This is a genomic window from Pseudomonas sp. TE24901, from assembly GCF_054058375.1.
Window position 1 is genome coordinate 125,748 of the sequence record NZ_JBSSAF010000008.1, and the last position, 19,610, is coordinate 145,357.

The 19,610-nt window shown below is 55.7% G+C and carries 17 protein-coding genes and 1 tRNA gene; 8 read left to right on the plus strand and 10 right to left on the minus strand.

Annotated features, from left to right (window positions below; all coding sequences use genetic code 11):
• The first annotated feature begins 108 nt into the window (after nucleotides 1–108).
• Entirely contained in the window at nucleotides 109–3,369 is a 3,261-nt protein-coding gene (locus ACVWVP_RS17545; protein WP_457407412.1) for a hypothetical protein, read from the plus strand.
• A 4-nt stretch (nucleotides 3,370–3,373) separates the two neighbouring features.
• Nucleotides 3,374–4,075 (plus strand): hypothetical protein, encoded by a 702-nt coding sequence (locus ACVWVP_RS17550; RefSeq protein WP_124314308.1) that lies wholly within the window; start codon nucleotides 3,374–3,376, stop codon nucleotides 4,073–4,075.
• Nucleotides 4,076–4,229: 154 nt separating this feature from the next.
• On the opposite strand, the gene ACVWVP_RS17555 is transcribed toward ACVWVP_RS17550, so the two are convergent.
• The 10 genes from ACVWVP_RS17555 to ACVWVP_RS17600 form a co-directional block, all read right to left on the minus strand.
• Nucleotides 4,230–4,595, minus strand: a complete 366-nt coding sequence (locus ACVWVP_RS17555) for a histone-like nucleoid-structuring protein, MvaT/MvaU family (RefSeq protein ID WP_274658166.1) — start codon at nucleotides 4,593–4,595, stop codon at nucleotides 4,230–4,232.
• Between the two features lie 312 nt (nucleotides 4,596–4,907).
• A complete protein-coding gene (locus ACVWVP_RS17560; protein WP_457407528.1) occupies nucleotides 4,908–5,750 on the minus strand; it encodes a chromosome segregation protein SMC in 843 nt (280 codons plus the stop codon).
• A 215-nt stretch (nucleotides 5,751–5,965) separates the two neighbouring features.
• Nucleotides 5,966–8,884 (minus strand): DUF927 domain-containing protein, encoded by a 2,919-nt coding sequence (locus tag ACVWVP_RS17565; RefSeq protein WP_457407415.1) that lies wholly within the window; start codon nucleotides 8,882–8,884, stop codon nucleotides 5,966–5,968.
• Entirely contained in the window at nucleotides 8,881–9,153 is a 273-nt protein-coding gene (locus ACVWVP_RS17570; protein ID WP_085610930.1) for a DUF3077 domain-containing protein, read from the minus strand. Before ACVWVP_RS17570 ends, ACVWVP_RS17565 begins: the two co-directional genes overlap by 4 nt.
• Entirely contained in the window at nucleotides 9,150–9,434 is a 285-nt protein-coding gene (locus ACVWVP_RS17575; RefSeq protein WP_133338415.1) for a hypothetical protein, read from the minus strand. The genes ACVWVP_RS17570 and ACVWVP_RS17575 overlap by 4 nt, the downstream gene beginning before the upstream one ends.
• A 528-nt stretch (nucleotides 9,435–9,962) precedes the next feature.
• Nucleotides 9,963–10,268 (minus strand): hypothetical protein, encoded by a 306-nt coding sequence (locus ACVWVP_RS17580; protein ID WP_122711310.1) that lies wholly within the window; start codon nucleotides 10,266–10,268, stop codon nucleotides 9,963–9,965.
• Complete coding sequence (locus ACVWVP_RS17585; protein WP_085641060.1) at nucleotides 10,265–10,546, minus strand: helix-turn-helix transcriptional regulator; 282 nt, start codon at nucleotides 10,544–10,546, stop codon at nucleotides 10,265–10,267. Before ACVWVP_RS17585 ends, ACVWVP_RS17580 begins: the two co-directional genes overlap by 4 nt.
• Before the next feature lie 100 nt (nucleotides 10,547–10,646).
• On the minus strand, nucleotides 10,647–11,486 hold the full coding sequence (locus tag ACVWVP_RS17590; RefSeq protein ID WP_274658172.1) for a primase C-terminal domain-containing protein: 840 nt from the start codon (nucleotides 11,484–11,486) through the stop codon (nucleotides 10,647–10,649).
• 280 nt (nucleotides 11,487–11,766) lie between these two features.
• A complete protein-coding gene (locus ACVWVP_RS17595) occupies nucleotides 11,767–13,008 on the minus strand; it encodes a tyrosine-type recombinase/integrase (protein ID WP_457407418.1) in 1,242 nt (413 codons plus the stop codon).
• Nucleotides 13,009–13,172: 164 nt separating this feature from the next.
• Nucleotides 13,173–13,257 (minus strand) — tRNA-Leu (locus ACVWVP_RS17600).
• 108 nt (nucleotides 13,258–13,365) lie between these two features.
• Between ACVWVP_RS17600 and queA the strand changes: the two genes are divergently transcribed.
• The 6 genes from queA (at nucleotide 13,366) to ACVWVP_RS17630 (ending at nucleotide 19,443) form a co-directional block, all read left to right on the plus strand.
• Nucleotides 13,366–14,415, plus strand: coding sequence for a tRNA preQ1(34) S-adenosylmethionine ribosyltransferase-isomerase QueA (gene queA, locus ACVWVP_RS17605; RefSeq protein WP_259174705.1), 1,050 nt, complete (start codon nucleotides 13,366–13,368; stop codon nucleotides 14,413–14,415).
• Nucleotides 14,416–14,420: 5 nt separating this feature from the next.
• Nucleotides 14,421–15,536 (plus strand): tRNA guanosine(34) transglycosylase Tgt, encoded by a 1,116-nt coding sequence (gene tgt, locus ACVWVP_RS17610; RefSeq protein ID WP_032803964.1) that lies wholly within the window; start codon nucleotides 14,421–14,423, stop codon nucleotides 15,534–15,536.
• 43 nt (nucleotides 15,537–15,579) lie between these two features.
• Nucleotides 15,580–15,918: a preprotein translocase subunit YajC gene (yajC, locus tag ACVWVP_RS17615; RefSeq protein ID WP_003175975.1), complete on the plus strand. Its 339-nt coding sequence runs from the start codon at nucleotides 15,580–15,582 to the stop codon at nucleotides 15,916–15,918.
• Nucleotides 15,919–15,981: 63 nt separating this feature from the next.
• The gene (gene secD / locus ACVWVP_RS17620) at nucleotides 15,982–17,853 is read left to right on the plus strand and encodes a protein translocase subunit SecD (RefSeq protein ID WP_178921609.1); all 1,872 of its coding nucleotides are present in this window, start codon (nucleotides 15,982–15,984) and stop codon (nucleotides 17,851–17,853) included.
• 9 nt (nucleotides 17,854–17,862) lie between these two features.
• Nucleotides 17,863–18,777, plus strand: a complete 915-nt coding sequence (gene secF, locus ACVWVP_RS17625; RefSeq protein ID WP_178921611.1) for a protein translocase subunit SecF — start codon at nucleotides 17,863–17,865, stop codon at nucleotides 18,775–18,777.
• Nucleotides 18,778–18,900: 123 nt separating this feature from the next.
• Nucleotides 18,901–19,443, plus strand: coding sequence for a glycine zipper 2TM domain-containing protein (locus ACVWVP_RS17630; protein ID WP_178921613.1), 543 nt, complete (start codon nucleotides 18,901–18,903; stop codon nucleotides 19,441–19,443).
• Nucleotides 19,444–19,610: the final 167 nt, after the last annotated feature.

The window sequence follows — 19,610 nt, forward strand, 5'->3', positions numbered from 1 at the left end:
GCAATTTGCCTTCATGTGAATCTCTGTCGGCCCTTCACTAAAGGGCCAGGGTGGCTTCCGGCGTTATGATCATGGAGGCGAGGATAATGAAGGTTAAGGAGCAATAGAATGGTTGAAATTAAAGTAATTACTTTGAATGCAGTTCCTAACTCCTTAATTACTAGTATCGAAAATCGGGACGTATCTCTTTGGGTTAGAGATATCGATAATAATAAGTTCTCAGCTGAGACGTTAGCAAAGTTTATTGGGCTGCCATGGCGCTCGGTGTTCATGGAGTCCTACTGCCCAGAGGTAATAAAGTTACTTGAGAGTTCGCTAAGCTTTGAAGCATCAGAGACTCGAAAGCGCGGTTTTATACAGGTTGTTGATAGCGACCCCTCAGCTATAACTTTGCCTCATAGATGTTTGCCTCTCTACCTTTTATCTGGCAGATCTTCCCTCCAGACAAATGATTTCAAAAGTAAGCTTCGACGAATGTCGATGCTAAATGTATTACAAGAGTCTCAAGTCAGAAACGTTTTGGTAATAGGCGAGGGCGTGGATGCAGTTCCTGCCGCATTAGGCGAGCTTTGGGATTCGGGATTTAAATCTTATCTCACGGTATGTACAACTGTTCCAGGCGCTATTAACCTTTTGGAGCAGTGGGTTGATAAGCATGGCGATACCCATACAGCAAACTTTTTACATCGAAGTATAGATGAATTAAGTGTGGAGGTTATTAGCAGGTATCACGAAACATACCCAGATACTGCTACTATGGTAAGAATGAGGCAGAGAGACGGTGGTTTTCGAAATGTCGATCTATCCTCTGCTGATGACCCTCAGCGTCCAATCTCTGAAAATTATAGCATCATCCAATTAAAAGATTTATCGCCGCTGGTTCCAGAAGATTTACCTGAAGAGGAATTTATTGATTTTTTTAAAAACTCTGAGGATTCTTGGAAGCCCTACGCTGCAGGGGTGCCTTGGATTAGAGATAAAGCAGCTTCAAGGAAGTTGACAGGCTACATGAATCGCCTGGACGCAACAGGTGCTGACGATAACTGTATTGCATATATCGCATCTGAGTCAGGCGCCGGCGGAACTACATTAGCTCGTGCTCTCGCATGGGAGCTAGCACGCGAGGGATACCCGGTACTCATAGCTAAACACTTGCCATTTACTCCTGATGCGTTAAGTGTTTCAAATTTCCTTACTCGTGCGCACGAGTGCTTTGAGACTGGGGCGTCGGCGGTAGTGGATTCGGGGGAGGGGGAGGTTGTTACCACCAAGGGTAGCGCATCCAAGAGGTACGAAACTCCTTGGGTAATATTGTTTGATAGCTTGCATTGGCAAGGGCGCGACGCGGAGTTGCAAAGGTTTAATCAAGAATTAATTAAATCCGGCCGTCCAGCTTGTCTATTGGTTGTGACCGGCACTGTTCTTGGTCTTTCTTATTATAGTTCCGTATTCAAGAAGCTTGCCGAGCTTAATCATGCGATCGATGAGGAGAGTACTCGTGATTTGGGGCGTCATCTCAATAAGTTTTTGAAAGTTTATGGGAAAGTAAGAAATGAAGCTCAGTGGAATAACTTTTATAAGTCCCACTCAGTCGAATATATAGAGGGAGTAGCAGCTTTTTGGGTTGCGCTCTCATTTTGGATACAAGGGCAGTACGATCTGTCTGAATCTATACAGACGTGGATGTATCGTAATTTTAAAGAGTCAACCGACAGCGTCCTCATCCAGCGCGCAGTAGTTGAAATTGCGGCGCTGAGTTCGGAGCGTCTCCCTTTGCCTGAAGGTCTTCTGATTTCCGAGCCAGGCCAATGGCCTACCTCTCATTTATTAGAAGACCAGAGGGCGGCGCTGTCATCGCTTGGGTTAGTGAAGGTCGCCGCTAATGGCGAGCGATACTGGGCTCTTACTCACGATATTCTTGGGCGCTTTCTGCTAAATGCAATATTTTACGATAATGCAATGAAAATTCTTTTAGGGCTGGATGCAGCACGGGATGCCGAGCATCTAAGGTTTTTGGTCCTAGAGCAGATATCACAAAAGTCTCAGCTTGGGGAGGTCCGTTACAGAACCATCGGTGAAGATTTTTCTAAGTCTATTTTTAAAATTGACCCAGCACATGGTCGCGCTAATTTTCTATTTTTTTGGCGAGAGGTACTTGATGCCTTAGATCGTATGCCGTCAGGTTTGCGTAATACTAGTAGGGTTTTTCGGCACCATACAGCTATTTCAAGGCGGCGGATTGCAAAGATTGATGAGCGTAGTAATACCGTCAGTAGTCTTGAAAGGAAAGAGTTACTTCAGGCCGCGATTGTGGATATTCGGTATGCGCTTGAGTTTATACAGTATGAGCCAGGCTCGGAGCCGGATATAAATTTATATAACTCTTTGGCTAATGCGTATTTAGACTTGGCTCGAATCCAGACAGCTCTGGGAGAGCCAAAGCCAGATATTATTGAAAATATGTTGTTGGCTAGTGTCGCCACGAAAAAGGCATACGATCAAAATCCGAGCAGTCCATTTGTAATTGAGACGTATGTTAAGCATTTATTGGAAGAAGCATCGCTAGCGCCAGTGGAAAGCGCTATTGGCCACTGCGTAGAAATATTAGGTGTGTTGTTCTCGGCGCTATCGTCAAATTCTCATACTAGGCGAAATGTACAGCTGCAAAGTCTAGCGGATGAGGCAATACGTAAGTTGTTCAGGCTAAGTCCTTTCGATTTGGCGGCAAAGGAGCCTGAGAATGCTATTGATATGCTCGTTAATGCATGGAAGATTTTGGCGCGTGACTTTCCTGATTTAGAGAGAATGGATTTCTCTATGGTCTCTAAGGAAACTAGATCAGAAGCTATTGATCTTTTGTCTCACTCTTTGGGTGTTGGAAATATCCAGGTCCTTAGTCTACGTTATGAACTGATTTCTCTCAATGAGCCTTATGGTTATAAAGGGCAGCTTGAGATATTGGAACAAATAGTATCTTCGAATTACCGCGCTCCGCTTCAGCTAAGCTTGGAGTACGCAATTTTACTATTTCAGGTAGGTAGGGCAGTTGAAGGTGATCGAATTTTTAGGGACCTGAGGAGGACATGGAGGGATAGCGAATATTATGTTCAGGTTCCCACTCGGCTTAGATGGTTGCGGATAGCTGATTCCGATCAACTTCAAGTGGTTCATGCCGAAACTGGATCGGACTATGAGAAGCGATCGCTTGCTAAAGTTCAAGAGTTTGTCAACGTCGCTGTACCTTTTAGGGTACAAGAATTTGGCCATCGTGAGCTTAAGCCGGGAATAAGGTTCTTTGCACACGTATCTTTTGGACATAATGGGCCATTTTTGCGTCCCGTTCTGTCATCAACTCAACGGGATGAATAGCGTTATGACGGACCATATCGCGATGTACGCCGCATCTCTTGGTATGCAAATCAAGCCCCGTACTATTTTAGTAGAGGGCACATCTGATGTCGCACTCTTGGGTTTGGTTTCATCTCTCGAAAAAGAACTCTCTGGCAAAGAACTTTTTGGGGACTTTGCTATTGTTGCAGCAGGAGAGAGAGATCAAGGAGGGGTGAATGGTGTTGTGCGGGAACTAATTGCATTCCGAGGGATGGCAAGAACTTTTTTGCAACCCAACGGGAAACCTGTTTATAGATTTGTCGGGTTGTTTGATAACGATTGGGCTGGCAGAAGAGCCATCGCAACTGCTCGTGATCTGGATTCCAGTATTCTAGAATACAAAGATGTTTTTAGGTTGATGCCTGTTATGCCTGAACCAGGTAATTTGGACCCGGGAACAGTTGCAGCGGCTTTTGCTCGTAGTAATGAGCCATATAAGGGTTTGGACTGGGAAATAGAAGATTTGGTTTCCGAGGAGTTGATAAGTGCTTTCGATGATGAGCATTACGGCGCTATTAAAAAACGCAATGTTCTAGCAGATAAAACGCATCATGAATTTACCCGGGACGGTAAAGCGCAGCTTCATAGGTTTGTAAAACTACACGGGATGCGAGAGGATTTGATGAAAGTCGTTGAGCTAATTCATGCTTTGCGTTGCTATCTCAACCTACCCTCATTGCGATAGCATCTATAGCGAAGAAGGTCTAACGGTATACTTTCCTGAAATACTCAGAAAGTCGAAGGCAGACCATAAGATTACTGTGAGATGTTAAACACTCTTCACTGTTTGCGCATAAACAAAAAGGGCTCTCTTGAGCCCTTTTTCAGATGAAGCGATCTTACTTGTTCAGCCAGCTCTCGACTACATCGGAACCGTGCTGGTTTTTCCACTCCTTCAGCGTCTTGTGATTGCCGCCTTTGGTTTCAACCACTTCACCTGTGTGCGGGTTCTTGTAGATCTTCAGTTCACGAGGTTTACGCTTGCCTGGTGCCGCCGCCGGCGTTGAAGCGCGCTTCGTGCTCTGTGGATCCAGCAGGTTGATGATGTGCTTGAGGCTGAAACCGTACTGATTCAGCAGCTCTCGCAGCTTGGTCTCGAACTCGATCTCTTTTTTCAGTGCACCGTCGCTCTTCATCGACTCCAGTGCCTGGAGCTGTTCAGCGAGGTGTTTTTCCAGCTGACGGTATTCGGCAAGTTTGGACATGGTTTTTTCCTATGTTTGTTTAATGACAGTTTGAATTTTGTGCAGCTCAAAAGTTCAGCCCTATTCTGGCAGCTTCAGATACTCCTTAATGCTAATAATCTCTGCCTTGATCAATTTTACCGTGAGAATCTCGACTTTCGTTTTTATGCGAGGTTTGTCCACGAACTCCAGCATTTCCGTTAAGGAGGCTATTCTTGCTTTCAGTAGGTCTTTCCAGTTGGGGGTGTTTCTAAGGTCAAATTGAATGATCATTTTTTAGCCTGTTGAGGTTGAACAGCCTACCTGCGCAGGCTGTTTCGGTGGCTCAATGCCCTACAGCGAAAGGATGTCTTGCACGCTGTACTTGCCGGCTCGATCCGACAGCTCGCGCCAGGTCCAGCTATGGAAGTCTTCGCCTTCTTGTGGAAGTACCAGCTTCATCAGGCTGAGGTGTTCCCCTCCCAACATGCCTTGTACATTCCACAGCTTGCCGCCCAACTCCATCAGCGCTTGCGCTTGTTCGTTCCATTGTTCCTCCAGCACTGTGCGGGCCAGGAACATCGCTGTTTTTTGGATCAAGCCGTATTCCCTTTTCGCCTCGGCAATGTGCTGGTCGACGATGGCCAGCTCTTGTTCCAGTGCAGTGATGATCAGGTGTTGGCGCCGATTGTGTTCGGTCGCCGTCGCGAGGTTTTTCGCAGCCTTCTGCGCATCGGCATTGGCGTTCTTTTCGCCTTCGGTATCGCCCCAGGCCACGGCCTGCGCATAGGCGGTGGCGGCGTCGGTTTCGGCTTGCCGGGCCTTGGCCATGTCCTCTTCCGCTTGCTGCTGAATCTGCGCCAAGCGGGTGCTGAGGCTGTCGCGTTTTTCGTTGAGTTCTTGTTCGTCGGCTTTCCAGTTCGCCATCGACTCGGTGTAACCCGCCATCAGGGTTTCATGATTGAGCAGTTTCTCGCGGCGAGTGATCTTCGCATCGAGCAGCCAGGCACGGTGCTTACTGGCGTCGTAAGGAACTTTCAGGCTGCTGTGCTCCTTGCGGATTTCGGTCAGCCGTTCCTCCTCGAGGACTTCGTCGCTTTCCAATAGCGCCTCCAGCGGCGCCATCTTGGTGTGGTGCTGTTCAGCGACGCTCAGGTGTTTATCGCGTTGGGCGGTCAGATGGTTGATCTCGTCGATCAACCGTTGATTCTTGTCACAATGACCGGTCGCGGCAGCGTTGTCCGAAACCGGCCGTGCCAGCCCGGTGGTCTCGCGGCCGAGCAGTTCGTGTTGTTCGGTAGAAGCGTGGAATTCGCTCATCTGTCTTGTTCCTTCAAAAATGGGTTTGGCTTGAATGAGCGGCTGGCGAGGCCGGGAATAAGCCGGCGCTACCTCGATCAGCGGACGTGCTTTCAGGCAGCCCGAGCCTCGCTCTCATCCGTTCCCGGAATCCTCTTCACGATGTAGCAGCGCTGGGGCCCAAGTCCGGGCAATCGGACCAGGCTTGATGCCTTGCCATCGCTGGCCGGCTCCAGCACGCCGCGCTGCAACAACTCCTTGTTCACGGCGTTGATGTTCATGCCCCGGAAGATTTCGGAGCGCCATGCCTCCGGCAGCACGTAATAGGTGTTGGTGGTGTGCATGGTGTCGCCCATACCGTGCTCCAGCGTCTTGCGAAAACCGAGGCGGTCGATGGTGCGCGGACCGTGTTCATCGATCTTCGCCGCTGCCGATTCCCAGCGAGTGAAGCGACTTTCGCCGAAGCGTTCGATGACCTGGCGCAGCCGCGCCAAAATCGCATCGCCCTCGAAGTTTCCGGCGCCACCGCGCTCGTGGAGCCAAGCGTTCAAGCACACGCGAGCGGCGGTGGTGGCCGTGCCATCCGGCCAGCCGGTGATGCCCATCGCGGTGGCCAACTCGCCAGCGGCTGCTGCAAGGCCGAAGCGGGCGGCAGCGCGGTGCGCCTGTCCGCTGGCGGATGCAGGGAGCGACTGCGCAATAAAGCCTTCCAGCGTGCGGCGCAGGATTGCCGCCCAGCCGTGGCGCTTGCCGGGTTCGCATAGCGCGGACAGGAACGCGGTAAGCGGGGTGCCGTAGTATTTCGCTACGCGAGCCTTGAGTGCGTCGGACAGAGTGGCGGCGTCTTCGAAACCGTTGAGTGTGTCGAACATGCCAAGGCCTTTGCTGGCATCCGCCGGAACGGCGAGCATGCGTACCTCCATGCCGGCTTTCAGCTCCTTGTTGGCCTCGGCCATGTGCTGGGCTAAGGTCTTTTCACCGGTGGAGAGAAACAGCAGGCGCCATTCCTGCACCTGTCGGCCCGCTTGGCCTCGATCATTGGCGCGGGCCTTGCCGGTGCCGTTGCCGAGCATGTACACGGTCTCGCCGATGATGCGGGCATCACACATGCCGATTTCATCGAGCACCAGAAGCCCATCGGAATGCGCGGCAGCGATCGACTCCAGCGCGTTGTCGGTCGAGCGCCACGAGCGCACCAGGCGCGGCCCTCCGTAAACCGAGGCGGCAACCTGCAGGTGCGTGGTCTTGCCGCCGGAGCTGTCGCCGTACAGGTGAAAGCCGCCCGATTCGTGGCCGAGCATGTGCAACAGGGGGCCGGCGAAGGCCACGCCGACGACAAACGCCAAACGATGGTTGCCGATACACAGCGCACCGATTTGCTGTTGCCATTGTTCCAACGTGCCCGCTTCGCTGATCGGCGGAAGCTGCGCGCCGGCCTCGTAGAAGTGCAGGTGTTCCGCGTGCATGCCGACCTGTTGCTCGGGCAACAGAAAGGCGTTGTCATGCCAACCCAAACGAGTGACCAGACGCGCACGTTGAGCACTGTCGAAGCCGCCCAGGTAACTCTGCAAATCGTTGCGTGCGTTGCGCCCCGAACGACTGCCGGCTAGACGCAACCCCATGTCCACCAATGGGCCGAGTACGTCCTTACCGAAGTCGCCGGTCATGGTGCGCGCCGGGATGTTCCAGCGTTTCTTGGTGCCGTCGGGGTCGTCGAACTCGACCAGCAAGCCCCAGTTGTGGCCCTTCTCGTCACGGGTACGCGCAAGGATCGCCAGCGGCGAACATACCGGGCGTGCTTCACCGTCGTCGCCGGCATAAAACACACCTTCGGGCGTCAGGCGAAAGCCTCCCGGCATCAGATCGTTTTTCGATTTTGCCGGACGCTTGGTTGCTGCTTTGGGTTTCGCTTCCGGCTCTGGTTCCGGCTTGGGTCCCACCTGGGCAATTACCGGTTTTTCTTCGATCACTCCGAACAGCTCGCCGCTGCTTTGCAGTTCGGCGAAGTGGCCCGCGCTCCAGCCTTTGGCGAGCGCATCGGCGGCATCGTCGCCGTCATCCCATTGACCACCTTTGGCGAACGCGGCGTGGTCGTTCTTCAACGTTGGCTTGCGTTTAAACACCTCCAGCGCGATGACCCGGACCGAGGCGGCGCCGATTTCCCGCAGCCTCTCGGCGACGATCTCCATGCAGGCTTTACCGCTATCATCGTTGTCCGGCCACAACACCACGTCGCGTCCCTTGAGCGGCGTCAGGTCGGCTTTGTGCCAGGAGTTGGAGCCGTTCGGCCAGCAGGTGGCCACGTAGTCCTGCAGCAACTCAGCGGCGGCATCTGCCGCTTTCTCGCCTTCGCACAGAACCACCGGTGAGTCAGCGCGCAGGGCCAGTTCATCAAGGCGCAGCAGCGGCCGCGGATCCGGCAGACCCTGCCAGCGCCATTGTTTGGTTTGGCTATCGGCACGCTGACACCACGTCAGGGGCGCAAAGACCTTCTTCGGCTTGCCGTCTTCATCCGGACCAAGGTCGAAGCGATACAACGCCATGAGGGGCTGCCCCTGCGCGTCACGGTAGATCCACACCTTGGACGGCACACCGTGATCACGGTGCTTGGCCGGACACTTGTTCATGGCCTCGGTAGGGATCGGCTGGATGGCGTTCCATGTTGCTGCCTTGGGATTGCTCGGTGCTGCTTTCGTCTTGGCGACGCCGGGCGCAACGTTCAGCCAGTCGGCCAGTTTGTGGCAGGCTTCAACGTCGGTGCCGCCGTCGAGATAGCGCACCAGATCGATCAGGTCGCCGCCTTTGTCGCCGGTAGCAAAATCCGCCCAGGTGCCCTTGCTCAAATTGACCTTGAGCGATCCGGCGCGCTTGTCGCTGCGGGTCGGATTCGGAGCGGTGTATTCCTTGCCGCCGTCGACGCGCTTGCCGTTGGGCAGCCAATGCGACAAGACACGATCAATGTCTGTCAGCGCGGCGGCTTTCACGTCGGCGAAGCTTGGACGTTTCGCAGTGCTGTTCGGGCGCTGGCTCATGTGTCAGCCCTCGGCAGAAACAGCGCGTCGTTGATGTCGTCGATCAATGCTTTGGCCATCTCGCCCAGGTATAGGGCGGGCCAACTGAAACGCTCGCCGTTGTCACTCATGGCAGCGTCGAAATTGAGTTGATTCGCGTGATGCTGAAGCAACGACACCATCTCCAGTGCGTCTTCGACTGGCACACCGGCATTGACGCGAAACAGCTTCAGGTCAGAGGCATTGACGCGGGAAAAGGTGGCGTGACCTAGCGTGGTGGAGGTGGTCATAGCGCACCGCCTTTCTGCACCGCAGGCGTTGACGTGGTGTCGCCGTGCATGGCCAGCGTTTTGATCAGGCCGAGGGTGCCGCGAACGTCCCAGAGGACGGCAGCAATGACGTGATTGGCAAGGCGCGAGGATTCGTTTTCGAAGTGATCCTCAAGCAACGTCAGCACCGAGTCAGCGCGGTCGATAGCGCAGGTGATGGCGTCGATAGGAATGCCGGCCTCTGCGGTCGGATTCACGCAAAGCAGGTTTTCGGGCAGGGCAAAACTCAGTGAGTTGTTCATTGGGCACCGCCTGCGGTTTCGAGCGCGCGGGCTTTGGCCATGTGAGCGTTGTAGCGGGAGAGGCGTGTAGCGAGGCTGGAGTTGGCGTGTAAAGCGGCGAGAGCCATTGCACGGTGTGCAGCGGCGCGAATTTTGGACGGATTGAGGGCAGGCATAGGTGACACTCCAAGTTTGAAGATGGAGCTGCCACTGATCGTCGCCAAACGATTTAGGGTGGCAGCTGTGCGCAGGTTGGCGAACCGGGAACTTGGAACCCGGCAGACCCGAAGGTCTCCCACGCACAGCTGCCATAACACGAAACGGCGGGCACAAAAAAAGCGCCTGCTGTCGGATGGGGCGCCTGTGCGCCAAGTAACTCGGGTCGCCAAACCCGGTCGCTGAATTTGCAGCGACGGCCAGAGAGTAACGTCCGTCTTTGGAAAGTGCAACTGCGCTGATGGCTTGCGGATTTTTCAGGTGCGGCATAAATTGTTCGTGCATGTAGATTGACCTCAACGCCTCCGGATCGCCCCCGGAGGCGTTTTTGCTTCAGGCATGGGCTTCCCAGCGCAGGGAAAGAAGGGGCAGAAATCCGCCGCTGAGCATGGAGCGGGCGTCTTCGTAGGCGTCGACTTGCTGGCCTTCGTCGACGACAACGGCCCCGGTCTTTTCGCAATGGAGGGAGAGGGCGCACCAGGTACCGTCGGCCCAGCTGAGCACGCTAACAACGCGACCTTGCCTGTCCTGCTGGCTGCGGTAGCGTTCAAGACGCTGCATGACGCGAGACGAAAAACCGATCCGACGCAACACGGAAAAGGGGTGCATCAAAGCGTTGTTTGCGGTCTTGTGGCTCATGCAGCCACCTGATCACGTGCCTCGATGCGGCTGCGCGCCCACGCTTGAACTTCGGAAAGCACCCAGGCGACAGGGGCGCCGCGTGCGTTGCTGTTGCTCAGTTTGACGGGCTGCGGAAAGCCGCAGTCGGTGCGCTGCATCAGTTTGTAAATGGTCGAACGTTTCATCCCCACGATGCCTTCCACCTCCCGCATGCGGATTAACGTGGAAGCGGCATCAAAAAGTGAGGCGGCGTTGGCGGGAGTCTTGCGGGGAAAATCGGTGACAGAGGTGTTCATAGGTATTGCTCTCGATTGATTTGGACAACGAGAGCAATGGTCTAGAGATTGGTCGGCGGTGAGCAGTTCACTTCCATTTGAAATGACATTGAAATATCGGTCACACCACCAAATTGCGCTTCAGGATTCCCTCCACGCTTTTGCGGGTTAGCGCTTTTTCGGTTTCCAGTGTCACCCACTCAGCGCGCTGCTTGAGTGGTTTGGACACCTCCCGTTCCAGCCAGGCGTGAACCGCCGTGGTCACGTTACGCCGTGACATTCCGCTAGCCACGTAGTGTCGACCTTGCCTAATGATTGCTGTATCTCGTGCGCCGATTTCTTCGTTACGCTCCATTCCGCTGATGATGCCTCCCTTAGTGCGGATAGCGTTCTCGATTGCCCTGTAAGCGATTGGGGTCAGCTCGTCACTGATCAAGCAGGGTAGGGATGTTATGGGCTCCAAAAACAGCACGTACTGGTCCAGTGCCTCAATACGTTCGTTAGGATCGACCTGCCTTTCCACAACCTGACAATAAAGGTCCCACGGCCAATCCGTCGGAGGCTCGGCAACATGCGACCAAGCCTCTTGTTCGGTGGAGCGCATCCAGTCCGCTAAGGCGCTCAGCGCTTTTACTGCGCAGGCCATGATGTAGGCTGCGTATGCCTCGCGTTCCGATGCTGAATGGCACTTGCTGTATTGGCGAACCCAATGCGCGAGACGGTTTTTTTTGTCGGTTGAGGCGTACTGAAAAATAGCCTCCTCATGCATCGTTGTCTGGATGCACATGCTGCTCATGTCGCTGCTGATGTTGCCGGCGTGGATGCGAATGCAGCACTGATTGATCAGCTCGCACGCGTCAGTGATCTGTTCATTGCAGAGCACGTAGAGTGGCTGCTCTGAGAGATATTGGATCAGTCCAGCGGTTAGCGCCGAGTGCAAAATCGGGTGGGTATCAATCATGCGAATGGCTCTCGACGTGCAACCCGCTTTCCCGCGCCCTGCGTGTTTGAAGCGTAGCCAGCGGGCTTTGCGCTATGGCCAAGTGTGAGGGAGTGTCGGCCCGCAGCAGGCAAGGGGCCTATCGTAGCGTTACACAATCGGCGTGCGTTACATCGAGTGTACGGAATAGCGTGCTGGAGTGTAACGGGGTTCAAAGCCAATGAATCCGGGGGATTGGCCGGCACCGTTACACGAGTAACACTCGTAACATGGATTCTGGAGGCGGTATGGATAGGTGCATTCATACCGCTTCTCCAAATTGTTCCTTGGTCACCTGGTCGTTTGCCAACGCATCAAGGTGATCTGCATACCACTGCATCATCTTCACCCTGTACTCTAGGTATTGAGCCTTGTTGTATACCCCGGATATTCCCTCTTCTTTGTGAGCAAGCTGCGCTTCGACATGCTCTTTCGGCCAGCCGTGTTCCCTGAGCAAAGTGCTGGCGGTGTGGCGAGTCCCATGCCCAACCAAGCGGCCTTTGTAACCAACCGTCGCGAAGACTTTATTGATTGTGTTTTCACTAATCGTTGGATTCTTCGCGCCCACTCCGGGGAAAAGCCAGCGGCTGCGACCAGTAAGGCAGTGAAGTTCTTTGAGAGCGGAAAGCGCTTGCTTAGGGAGTGGGCATACAAAGTCCCTGCGCATCTTCATCTTGGCGGCAGGCGTCGTCCATAACGCTTTATCAAGGTCGAACTCTTTCCATTCAGCTAACCGAACCATGCCCGGTCTAGATGCGGTCCAGATACAGAGCCATGCTGCAGTCCGGGCCGTCAGCCTGCTGGGAGTGTTTTTGAGTGCTTGGAGGAACTCTGCCAACTCAGGCTCAAGTAAATGAGGATGTTGCTGAGTCTTCGGAGCTTGAGCTGCAATATCTCGTAGCCGACTGCCCGGATCGTTTTCCGTGAGGCCCAAACCGATGGCTCGCCCGAATATCTGATTGATCCAAGTGCGACACTTTTCCGCCACGTTGTGTGCGTCCCGGGCTTCGATGGATGCTTGGAGCTCCGCGCAGTCGGTACGGGTGACTTCGTCTAGAGGCTTATCTCCCAGTGCCGGAAGTATGTCTTTGTCGAGGTAGGTGCGGATTTTGTTGAGAGTGGAGGATGCGAGACCCTTTTCCTCTTTTGCCTTCAGCCAGGCATCAGCGGCAGCTCGAAAGGTTCGGGTCTTGGCCGCATCGATAGCAGCTTTCGCGGATCGCTTTTGTTCAAGAGGATCGGCACCGCTACTCACTACTTTGCGTAGATCGGCAGCTTTGTCCCTTGCCAACGCGCCACTAACTTCCGGGTAACCCCCGAGCCCCATCCAAGCCCAATTGCCCGCCGGACGTTTGTAGCGGAGCTGCCAGGATTTACCACCATCAGGTTTAACCCTGAAGTAGAGGCCGTTTCCGTCCAGCTCCCTGTATTCCTTTGATTCCGGCTCCAATCCCGCAAGTGTCGTGTCAGCGAGAGGGCGGCGCTTGATGTCTGCGCGCTTCATCCTTGTATCCCAAAGTTCGGTATTTTTCTCAGGATACAAGCAGGGATACAGGGATACAACGGATAAGGGGAGACAGGGGTAGACAGCCAGGCACAAAAAAACCAGCCAACTGGCCGGTTTCTTTGGGTCTGAGAGGTTGGTAGAGACTCTCAGATACTGCTATTTGGTGCCCCGAGGGAGACTCGAACTCCCACTCCTTTCGAAAACGGATTTTGAATCCGCCGCGTCTACCAATTCCGCCATCAGGGCTCAATGGCGGCGAAGTATAGAGAGGTGATTACCGTTGGTCAATCACGTTTCATGGTCAATTTTCACTATTTCCGCTAGACTTCCCGGCCCTGCTAGACGAACCCCATCATGCGCGTTGCTGACTTTACTTTTGAGCTCCCTGATTCGCTGATCGCTCGCCACCCGTTGGCCGAGCGTCGCGCCAGTCGACTGCTGACCCTGGACGGGGTGAGCGGTGCCCTCGCACACCGTCAATTCACTGATTTGCTTGAGCATTTGCGCCCAGGCGATCTGATGGTGTTCAACAATACCCGGGTGATTCCGGCTCGCCTTTTTGGCCAGAAAGCTTCCGGCGGCAAGCTGGAAATCCTGGTGGAGCGGGTGCTGGACAGCCATCGCGTGCTGGCCCATGTGCGCTCCAGCAAGTCGCCGAAACCGGGTTCGAGCATCCTCATTGATGGCGGTGGCGAAGCCGAGATGGTGGCGCGCCATGATGCGTTGTTCGAGCTCAAGTTCGCCGAGGAAGTGCTGCCGTTGCTAGAGCGCGTCGGCCATATGCCGCTGCCTCCTTATATAGACCGCCCCGACGAAGACGCGGACCGCGAGCGCTATCAAACCGTGTACTCCCAGCGACTTGGTGCAGTGGCCGCGCCGACTGCCGGGCTGCACTTTGATCAGCCGCTGCTGGATGCGATTGCCGCCAAGGGCGTCGAAACGGCTTATGTGACCCTGCACGTGGGGGCCGGTACGTTTCAGCCGGTGCGTGTGGACAAGATCGAAGACCACCATATGCACAGCGAGTGGCTGGAAGTCAGCCAGGAAGTGGTGGATGCGGTGGCCGCGTGCAAGGCGCGCGGCGGTCGGGTGGTTGCCGTGGGCACCACCAGCGTGCGTTCGCTGGAGAGTGCGGCGCGTGATGGCGTGCTCAAGCCGTTCAGTGGCGACACCGATATCTTTATTTTCCCGGGCCGGCCGTTCCATGTGGTCGATTGCCTGGTGACTAACTTCCATTTGCCGGAATCCACACTGTTGATGCTGGTGTCGGCATTTGCCGGTTACCCGGAAACCATGGCCGCTTATCAAGCCGCCATCGCCAACGAGTACCGTTTTTTCAGCTACGGTGATGCGATGTTTATCACCCGTAACCCGGCGCCGCGCGGCCCTGAGGAACAATCATGAGTCGTATGTCGTTTGAATTGCTGGCCACGGATGGTAAAGCTCGCCGCGGCCGTTTGACCTTCCCACGCGGTACCGTCGAGACCCCGGCCTTCATGCCGGTGGGTACCTACGGCACCGTTAAAGGCATGCTGCCGCGTGACATCGTCGCCACCGGCGCCGAGATCATCCTCGGCAACACCTTCCACCTGTGGCTGCGCCCGGGCACGGAAGTGATCAAGAAGCACGGCGACCTGCATGACTTCATGAAGTGGCAAGGCCCGATCCTGACCGACTCGGGTGGTTTCCAGGTGTTCAGCCTGGGCGCCATGCGCAAGATCAAGGAGGAGGGCGTGACCTTCGCCTCGCCGGTGGACGGCGCCAAAGTGTTCATGGGGCCGGAAGAGTCGATGCAGGTGCAGCGTGACCTGGGTTCCGACATCGTGATGATTTTCGACGAGTGCACCCCGTACCCGGCCGATGAAGACGTCGCGCGGATTTCCATGGAATTGTCCCTGCGTTGGGCCCAGCGTTCGAAGAATGCCCACGGTGACAATACGGCCGCGCTGTTCGGTATCGTGCAGGGCGGCATGCATGAAAGCCTGCGCAAGCGCTCGCTGGAAGGCCTCGACAAGATTGGCTTTGACGGCCTGGCCATCGGCGGTCTGTCGGTGGGCGAACCCAAGCACGAGATGATCAAGGTGCTGGATTACCTGCCGGGCCTGATGCCCGCTGACAAACCTCGTTACCTTATGGGCGTTGGCAAACCGGAGGATCTCGTAGAGGGTGTGCGCCGCGGTGTGGACATGTTCGATTGCGTGATGCCAACCCGTAATGCCCGCAATGGGCATCTGTTCATCGATACAGGCGTGCTGAAGATCCGTAACGCGTTCCATCGCCATGATGATTCGCCGCTGGATCCCACCTGTGATTGCTACACCTGCCAGAACTTCTCCCGTGCTTATCTGCACCATCTGGACAAGTGCGGGGAAATGCTGGGTAGCATGTTGAATACCATCCACAATTTGCGTCACTACCAAGTCCTGATGGCTGGTTTGCGCGAGGCTATTCAACAGGGTACATTGGCCGCCTTCGTCGATGCCTTCTATGCCAAGCGCGGGCTCCCTGTGCCGCCCTTGGACTGAGTTTTCCGACCCTAAGATTCACTATTTGCAACTGGAGTGCTAAATGAGCTTTTTTATCTCTAACGCCATGGCTGATGCCGCTGCGCCTGCCGCTGCCGGTCCTATGGGCGGTGGTTTCGAGTGGATTTTCCTGGTCGGCTTCCTGGTCATCTTCTACCTGATGATCTGGCGTCCACAGGCCAAGCGCGCCAAAGAGCAGAAAAACCTGCTGGGCAGCCTGCAAAAAGGTGACGAAGTTGTGACCACCGGCGGTATCGCTGGCAAGATCACCAAGGTTTCCGACGCTTTCGTGGTTCTGGAAGTCTCCGACACCGTAGAAATGAAGTTCCAGAAGGGCGCCATCGCCGCCACGCTGCCAAAAGGCACGCTCAAAGCGATCTAAAGTAACAACCTTTACCAATCGACGGGGCGCGCAAGGCGCCCCGCGTTATAAGCGGGCGGCGTGATGCTGAACAAATACCCTCTGTGGAAATACGTACTGATCCTGGCGGTGCTGGCGATCGGTTTTATTTATTCCGCTCCCAATCTCTATCCTGATGACCCGGCGATCCAGATCACTGGCGCCAGCACTTCGCTGCAAGTCAATCAGGCTGACCTGGAGCGCGCGAGCAAAGCGCTCACCGATGCGGGCATCCAGGTCAAGGCGGCAACATTGGCGGCTGATGCGAAGGGCGGTTTGTTGCGCCTGACCAAGGCAGAAGACCAATTGCCGGCCAAAGACGTCGTGCGCAAGGCCATGGGTGATGACTACGTGGTCGCGCTCAACCTGGCACAGACCACGCCAAAATGGCTGCGCAGCATTGGCGCGCACCCGATGAAGCTGGGTCTGGACTTGTCCGGTGGTGTGCACTTCCTGCTGGAAGTCGACATGGACAAGGCCCTCGACGCACGCCTGAAAGTCTACGAAGGCGACGTGAAGAGCCTGCTGCGCAAAGAGAAGTTGCGTTATCGCAGCCTGCCGCAGCTCAACGGTGCCATCCAGCTGGGCTTCTCTGATGAGGCGTCCCGTGAACAGGCCCGTGCACTGGTTCGCAAGAACTTCAATGATTTCGACATCGTACCGGCCGACCTGAACGGTCAACCTGTGCTGCGTCTGGCGATGACCCCGGCCAAGCTGGCGGAAATCCGCGAATACTCCATCAAGCAGAACTTGACCACGGTACGTAACCGCGTCAATGAGCTGGGTGTGGCCGAGCCGATCGTTCAGCGCCAAGGCGCCAACCGCATCGTGGTTGAGCTGCCGGGCGTACAGGACACCGCTGAAGCCAAGCGTATCCTGGGTAAAACCGCCAACCTGGAATTCCGTCTGGCCGCTGAGCCGGGTGCTACCCGTGCCACTGCCGAGGAGTTCGAGTTCCGCGAAGGTAACCGTCCACCTGCACTGATCGAACGTGGCTTGATCATTACCGGTGACCAGGTAACCGACGCCAAGGCAGGTTTTGACTCGCAGCACGGCACCCCTGAAGTGAACATCCGTCTGGATGGCCACGGTGGCGACCTGATGAGCCGCGCCACGCGCAGCAACGTTGGTCGCAGCATGGCGGTGATCTTCATCGAGCAGCGTCCGGTTACCACTTACACCAAGCAAGTGGTCGACGGTGTAGAGAAAGACGTACCGGTACAGACCTTCAAGGAAGAGAAGAAGATCATCAGCCTGGCGACCATCCAGTCGCCGCTGGGTGCTCAATTCCGCATCACCGGCCTGAATGGCCAGGGCGAGTCGTCCGAACTGGCGCTGCTGTTGCGTGCCGGTGGCCTGGCTGCCCCGATGTACTTCGCTGAAGAACGTACCATCGGCCCGAGCCTGGGTGCTGACAACATCACCAAGGGTATCGACGCGGCCTTGTGGGGCATGCTGTTCGTGTCCCTGTTCATCATCGCCATCTACCGCTTCTTCGGCATCATCGCCACCGTGGCCCTGGCGGGCAACATGGTGATGCTGCTGGCCCTGATGTCGCTGCTGGGCGCTACCCTGACCTTGCCAGGTATCGCCGGTATCGTACTGACCATGGGTATGGCGGTAGACGCCAACGTGCTGATCTTCTCGCGGATTCGTGAAGAGATCGCGGCGGGCATGACCGTACAGCGTGCAATCAACGAAGGCTTCGGCCGGGCATTTACCGCGATTCTCGACTCCAACTTGACCACTTTGCTGGTCGGCGGGATTCTCTTTGCCATGGGCACAGGCCCGGTCAAGGGTTTTGCGGTGACCATGTCCCTCGGTATCTTTACCTCGATGTTCACGGCCATCATGGTGACCCGCGCAATGGTCAACCTGATCTTTGGCGGGCGTGACTTCAAGAAGTTGTGGATTTAAGGGGCTGCCATGTTACGTACAATCAACTTCATGGGCGTTCGCAACGTTGCGTTCGGCGTCACCGTGCTCCTTACCGTCCTGGCGTTGTTCAGCTGGTTCCATAAGGGCCTGAACTACGGTCTGGACTTCACCGGCGGTACGCTCATCGAGCTGACCTACGAGAAGCCGGCCGATGTGACGCTGGTGCGCAACGAGCTGGTCAAGGCCGGCTATCACGAAGCCATCGTGCAGAGCTTTGGTGCAACCACCGACCTGCTGGTGCGTATGCCGGGCGAAGACCCGCAACTGGGTCACCAGGTGGCCGAGGCCTTGCAGAAGGTCGGTGGCGACAACCCGGCGTCGGTCAAGCGCGTCGAGTTCGTCGGCCCGCAAGTGGGTGAAGAGCTGCGCGACCAGGGCGGCCTCGGCATGCTGATGGCGCTGGTCGGTATCATGATCTACCTGGCGTTCCGCTTTCAGTGGAAGTTCGGTGTCGGCGCCATTGTGTCGCTGATCCACGACGTGATCGTGACCGTGGGTATCCTGGCGTACTTCCAGGTGACCTTCGACCTGACCGTCCTGGCGGCTGTGCTGGCGATCATTGGTTACTCCCTCAACGACACCATCGTGGTATTCGACCGGGTTCGCGAGAACTTCCGCGTACTGCGCAAGGCGTCGTTGATCGAGAACATCAACGTTTCCACCACCCAGACCCTGCTGCGGACCATGGCGACGTCGATCTCCACCTTGCTGGCGATCGCGGCCCTGATGATCTTTGGTGGCGACAACCTGTGGGGCTTCTCCCTGGCGCTGTTCATTGGCGTTCTGGCGGGTACCTACTCGTCGATCTACATCGCCAACGTGGTGCTGATCTGGCTGAACCTCAACAGCGAAGACCTGATCCCTCCGGCCAGTACTGGCAAGGAGGTCGACGACCGCCCTTGATGGGCGTTTGTTGATCCGCTGTTACAAAGAAGGCACGAGTATTGAACTCGTGCCTTTTTTTTTGCTCCAAGGCTGGGTATAGCGCGGACGTTTCGGTCCGTTTGTGATGGTCAGGAGGTTCACGTGAACAAGTCGTTGCTGGTTGGTGCGGTATTGGGTGCTGTCGGTGTGACTGCCGGGGGTGCTGTTGCCACCTACAGCCTGGTAAAAAGCGGCCCTGAGTATGCGCAAGTGCTGGCGGTGCAGCCGGTCAAGACCCAGATCAAAACCCCGCGCGAGGTCTGCAAGGACGTCGCCGTAACCCGGCAGAAGCCGGTTCAGGATCAACATCAGATCGTCGGTACCGTCGTGGGTGCCCTGGCCGGTGGCCTGCTGGGCAACCAGGTCGGCGGCGGTAATGGCAAGAAGCTGGCCACCGTGGCCGGTGCAGTGGGTGGTGGTTATGCCGGGAACAAGGTTCAGGAAGGTATGCAGAACCGCGATACCTACACCACCACGCAGACCCGTTGTAACACCGTCAACGACATCAGCGACAAGGTGGTCGGTTATGACGTGCGTTACACCCTGGATGGCAAAGAGGGTTCGGTGCGCATGGAGCGTGACCCGGGCAACCAGATTCCGGTCGACAAAGAAGGTCGCTTGATTCTCGGTCAGAACCAGCAGTAATCCCTAAGTCTGGTGTGGTTCAAAATGTGGGAGCGGGCTTGCCCGCGAAAGCGGAGTGTCAGTCGCTGGATGTATTGACTGACCCACAGCATTCGCGGGCAAGCCCGCTCCCGCATTGGGTGTATGTTGTGGCAGGAAATGCAGCGTCACCCTAATCCCAGGCATAA

Excerpts from the sequence above, each read along its gene's own strand:
- ACVWVP_RS17585 (WP_085641060.1), bottom strand. The coding sequence starts at position 10,546 with ATGAACACCTCTGTCACCGATTTTCCCCGCAAGACTCCCGCCAACGCC.
- ACVWVP_RS17565 (WP_457407415.1), bottom strand. The coding sequence starts at position 8,884 with ATGAGCCAGCGCCCGAACAGCACTGCGAAACGTCCAAGCTTCGCCGAC.
- ACVWVP_RS17550 (WP_124314308.1), top strand. The coding sequence starts at position 3,374 with ATGACGGACCATATCGCGATGTACGCCGCATCTCTTGGTATGCAAATC.
- secF (WP_178921611.1), top strand. The coding sequence starts at position 17,863 with ATGTTACGTACAATCAACTTCATGGGCGTTCGCAACGTTGCGTTCGGC.
- tgt (WP_032803964.1), top strand. The coding sequence starts at position 14,421 with ATGTCGTTTGAATTGCTGGCCACGGATGGTAAAGCTCGCCGCGGCCGT.
- secD (WP_178921609.1), top strand. The coding sequence starts at position 15,982 with ATGCTGAACAAATACCCTCTGTGGAAATACGTACTGATCCTGGCGGTG.
- ACVWVP_RS17590 (WP_274658172.1), bottom strand. The coding sequence starts at position 11,486 with ATGATTGATACCCACCCGATTTTGCACTCGGCGCTAACCGCTGGACTG.
- ACVWVP_RS17545 (WP_457407412.1), top strand. The coding sequence starts at position 109 with ATGGTTGAAATTAAAGTAATTACTTTGAATGCAGTTCCTAACTCCTTA.
- ACVWVP_RS17570 (WP_085610930.1), bottom strand. The coding sequence starts at position 9,153 with ATGACCACCTCCACCACGCTAGGTCACGCCACCTTTTCCCGCGTCAAT.
- yajC (WP_003175975.1), top strand. The coding sequence starts at position 15,580 with ATGAGCTTTTTTATCTCTAACGCCATGGCTGATGCCGCTGCGCCTGCC.
- ACVWVP_RS17595 (WP_457407418.1), bottom strand. The coding sequence starts at position 13,008 with ATGAAGCGCGCAGACATCAAGCGCCGCCCTCTCGCTGACACGACACTT.
- ACVWVP_RS17575 (WP_133338415.1), bottom strand. The coding sequence starts at position 9,434 with ATGAACAACTCACTGAGTTTTGCCCTGCCCGAAAACCTGCTTTGCGTG.
- ACVWVP_RS17555 (WP_274658166.1), bottom strand. The coding sequence starts at position 4,595 with ATGTCCAAACTTGCCGAATACCGTCAGCTGGAAAAACACCTCGCTGAA.
- queA (WP_259174705.1), top strand. The coding sequence starts at position 13,366 with ATGCGCGTTGCTGACTTTACTTTTGAGCTCCCTGATTCGCTGATCGCT.
- ACVWVP_RS17580 (WP_122711310.1), bottom strand. The coding sequence starts at position 10,268 with ATGAGCCACAAGACCGCAAACAACGCTTTGATGCACCCCTTTTCCGTG.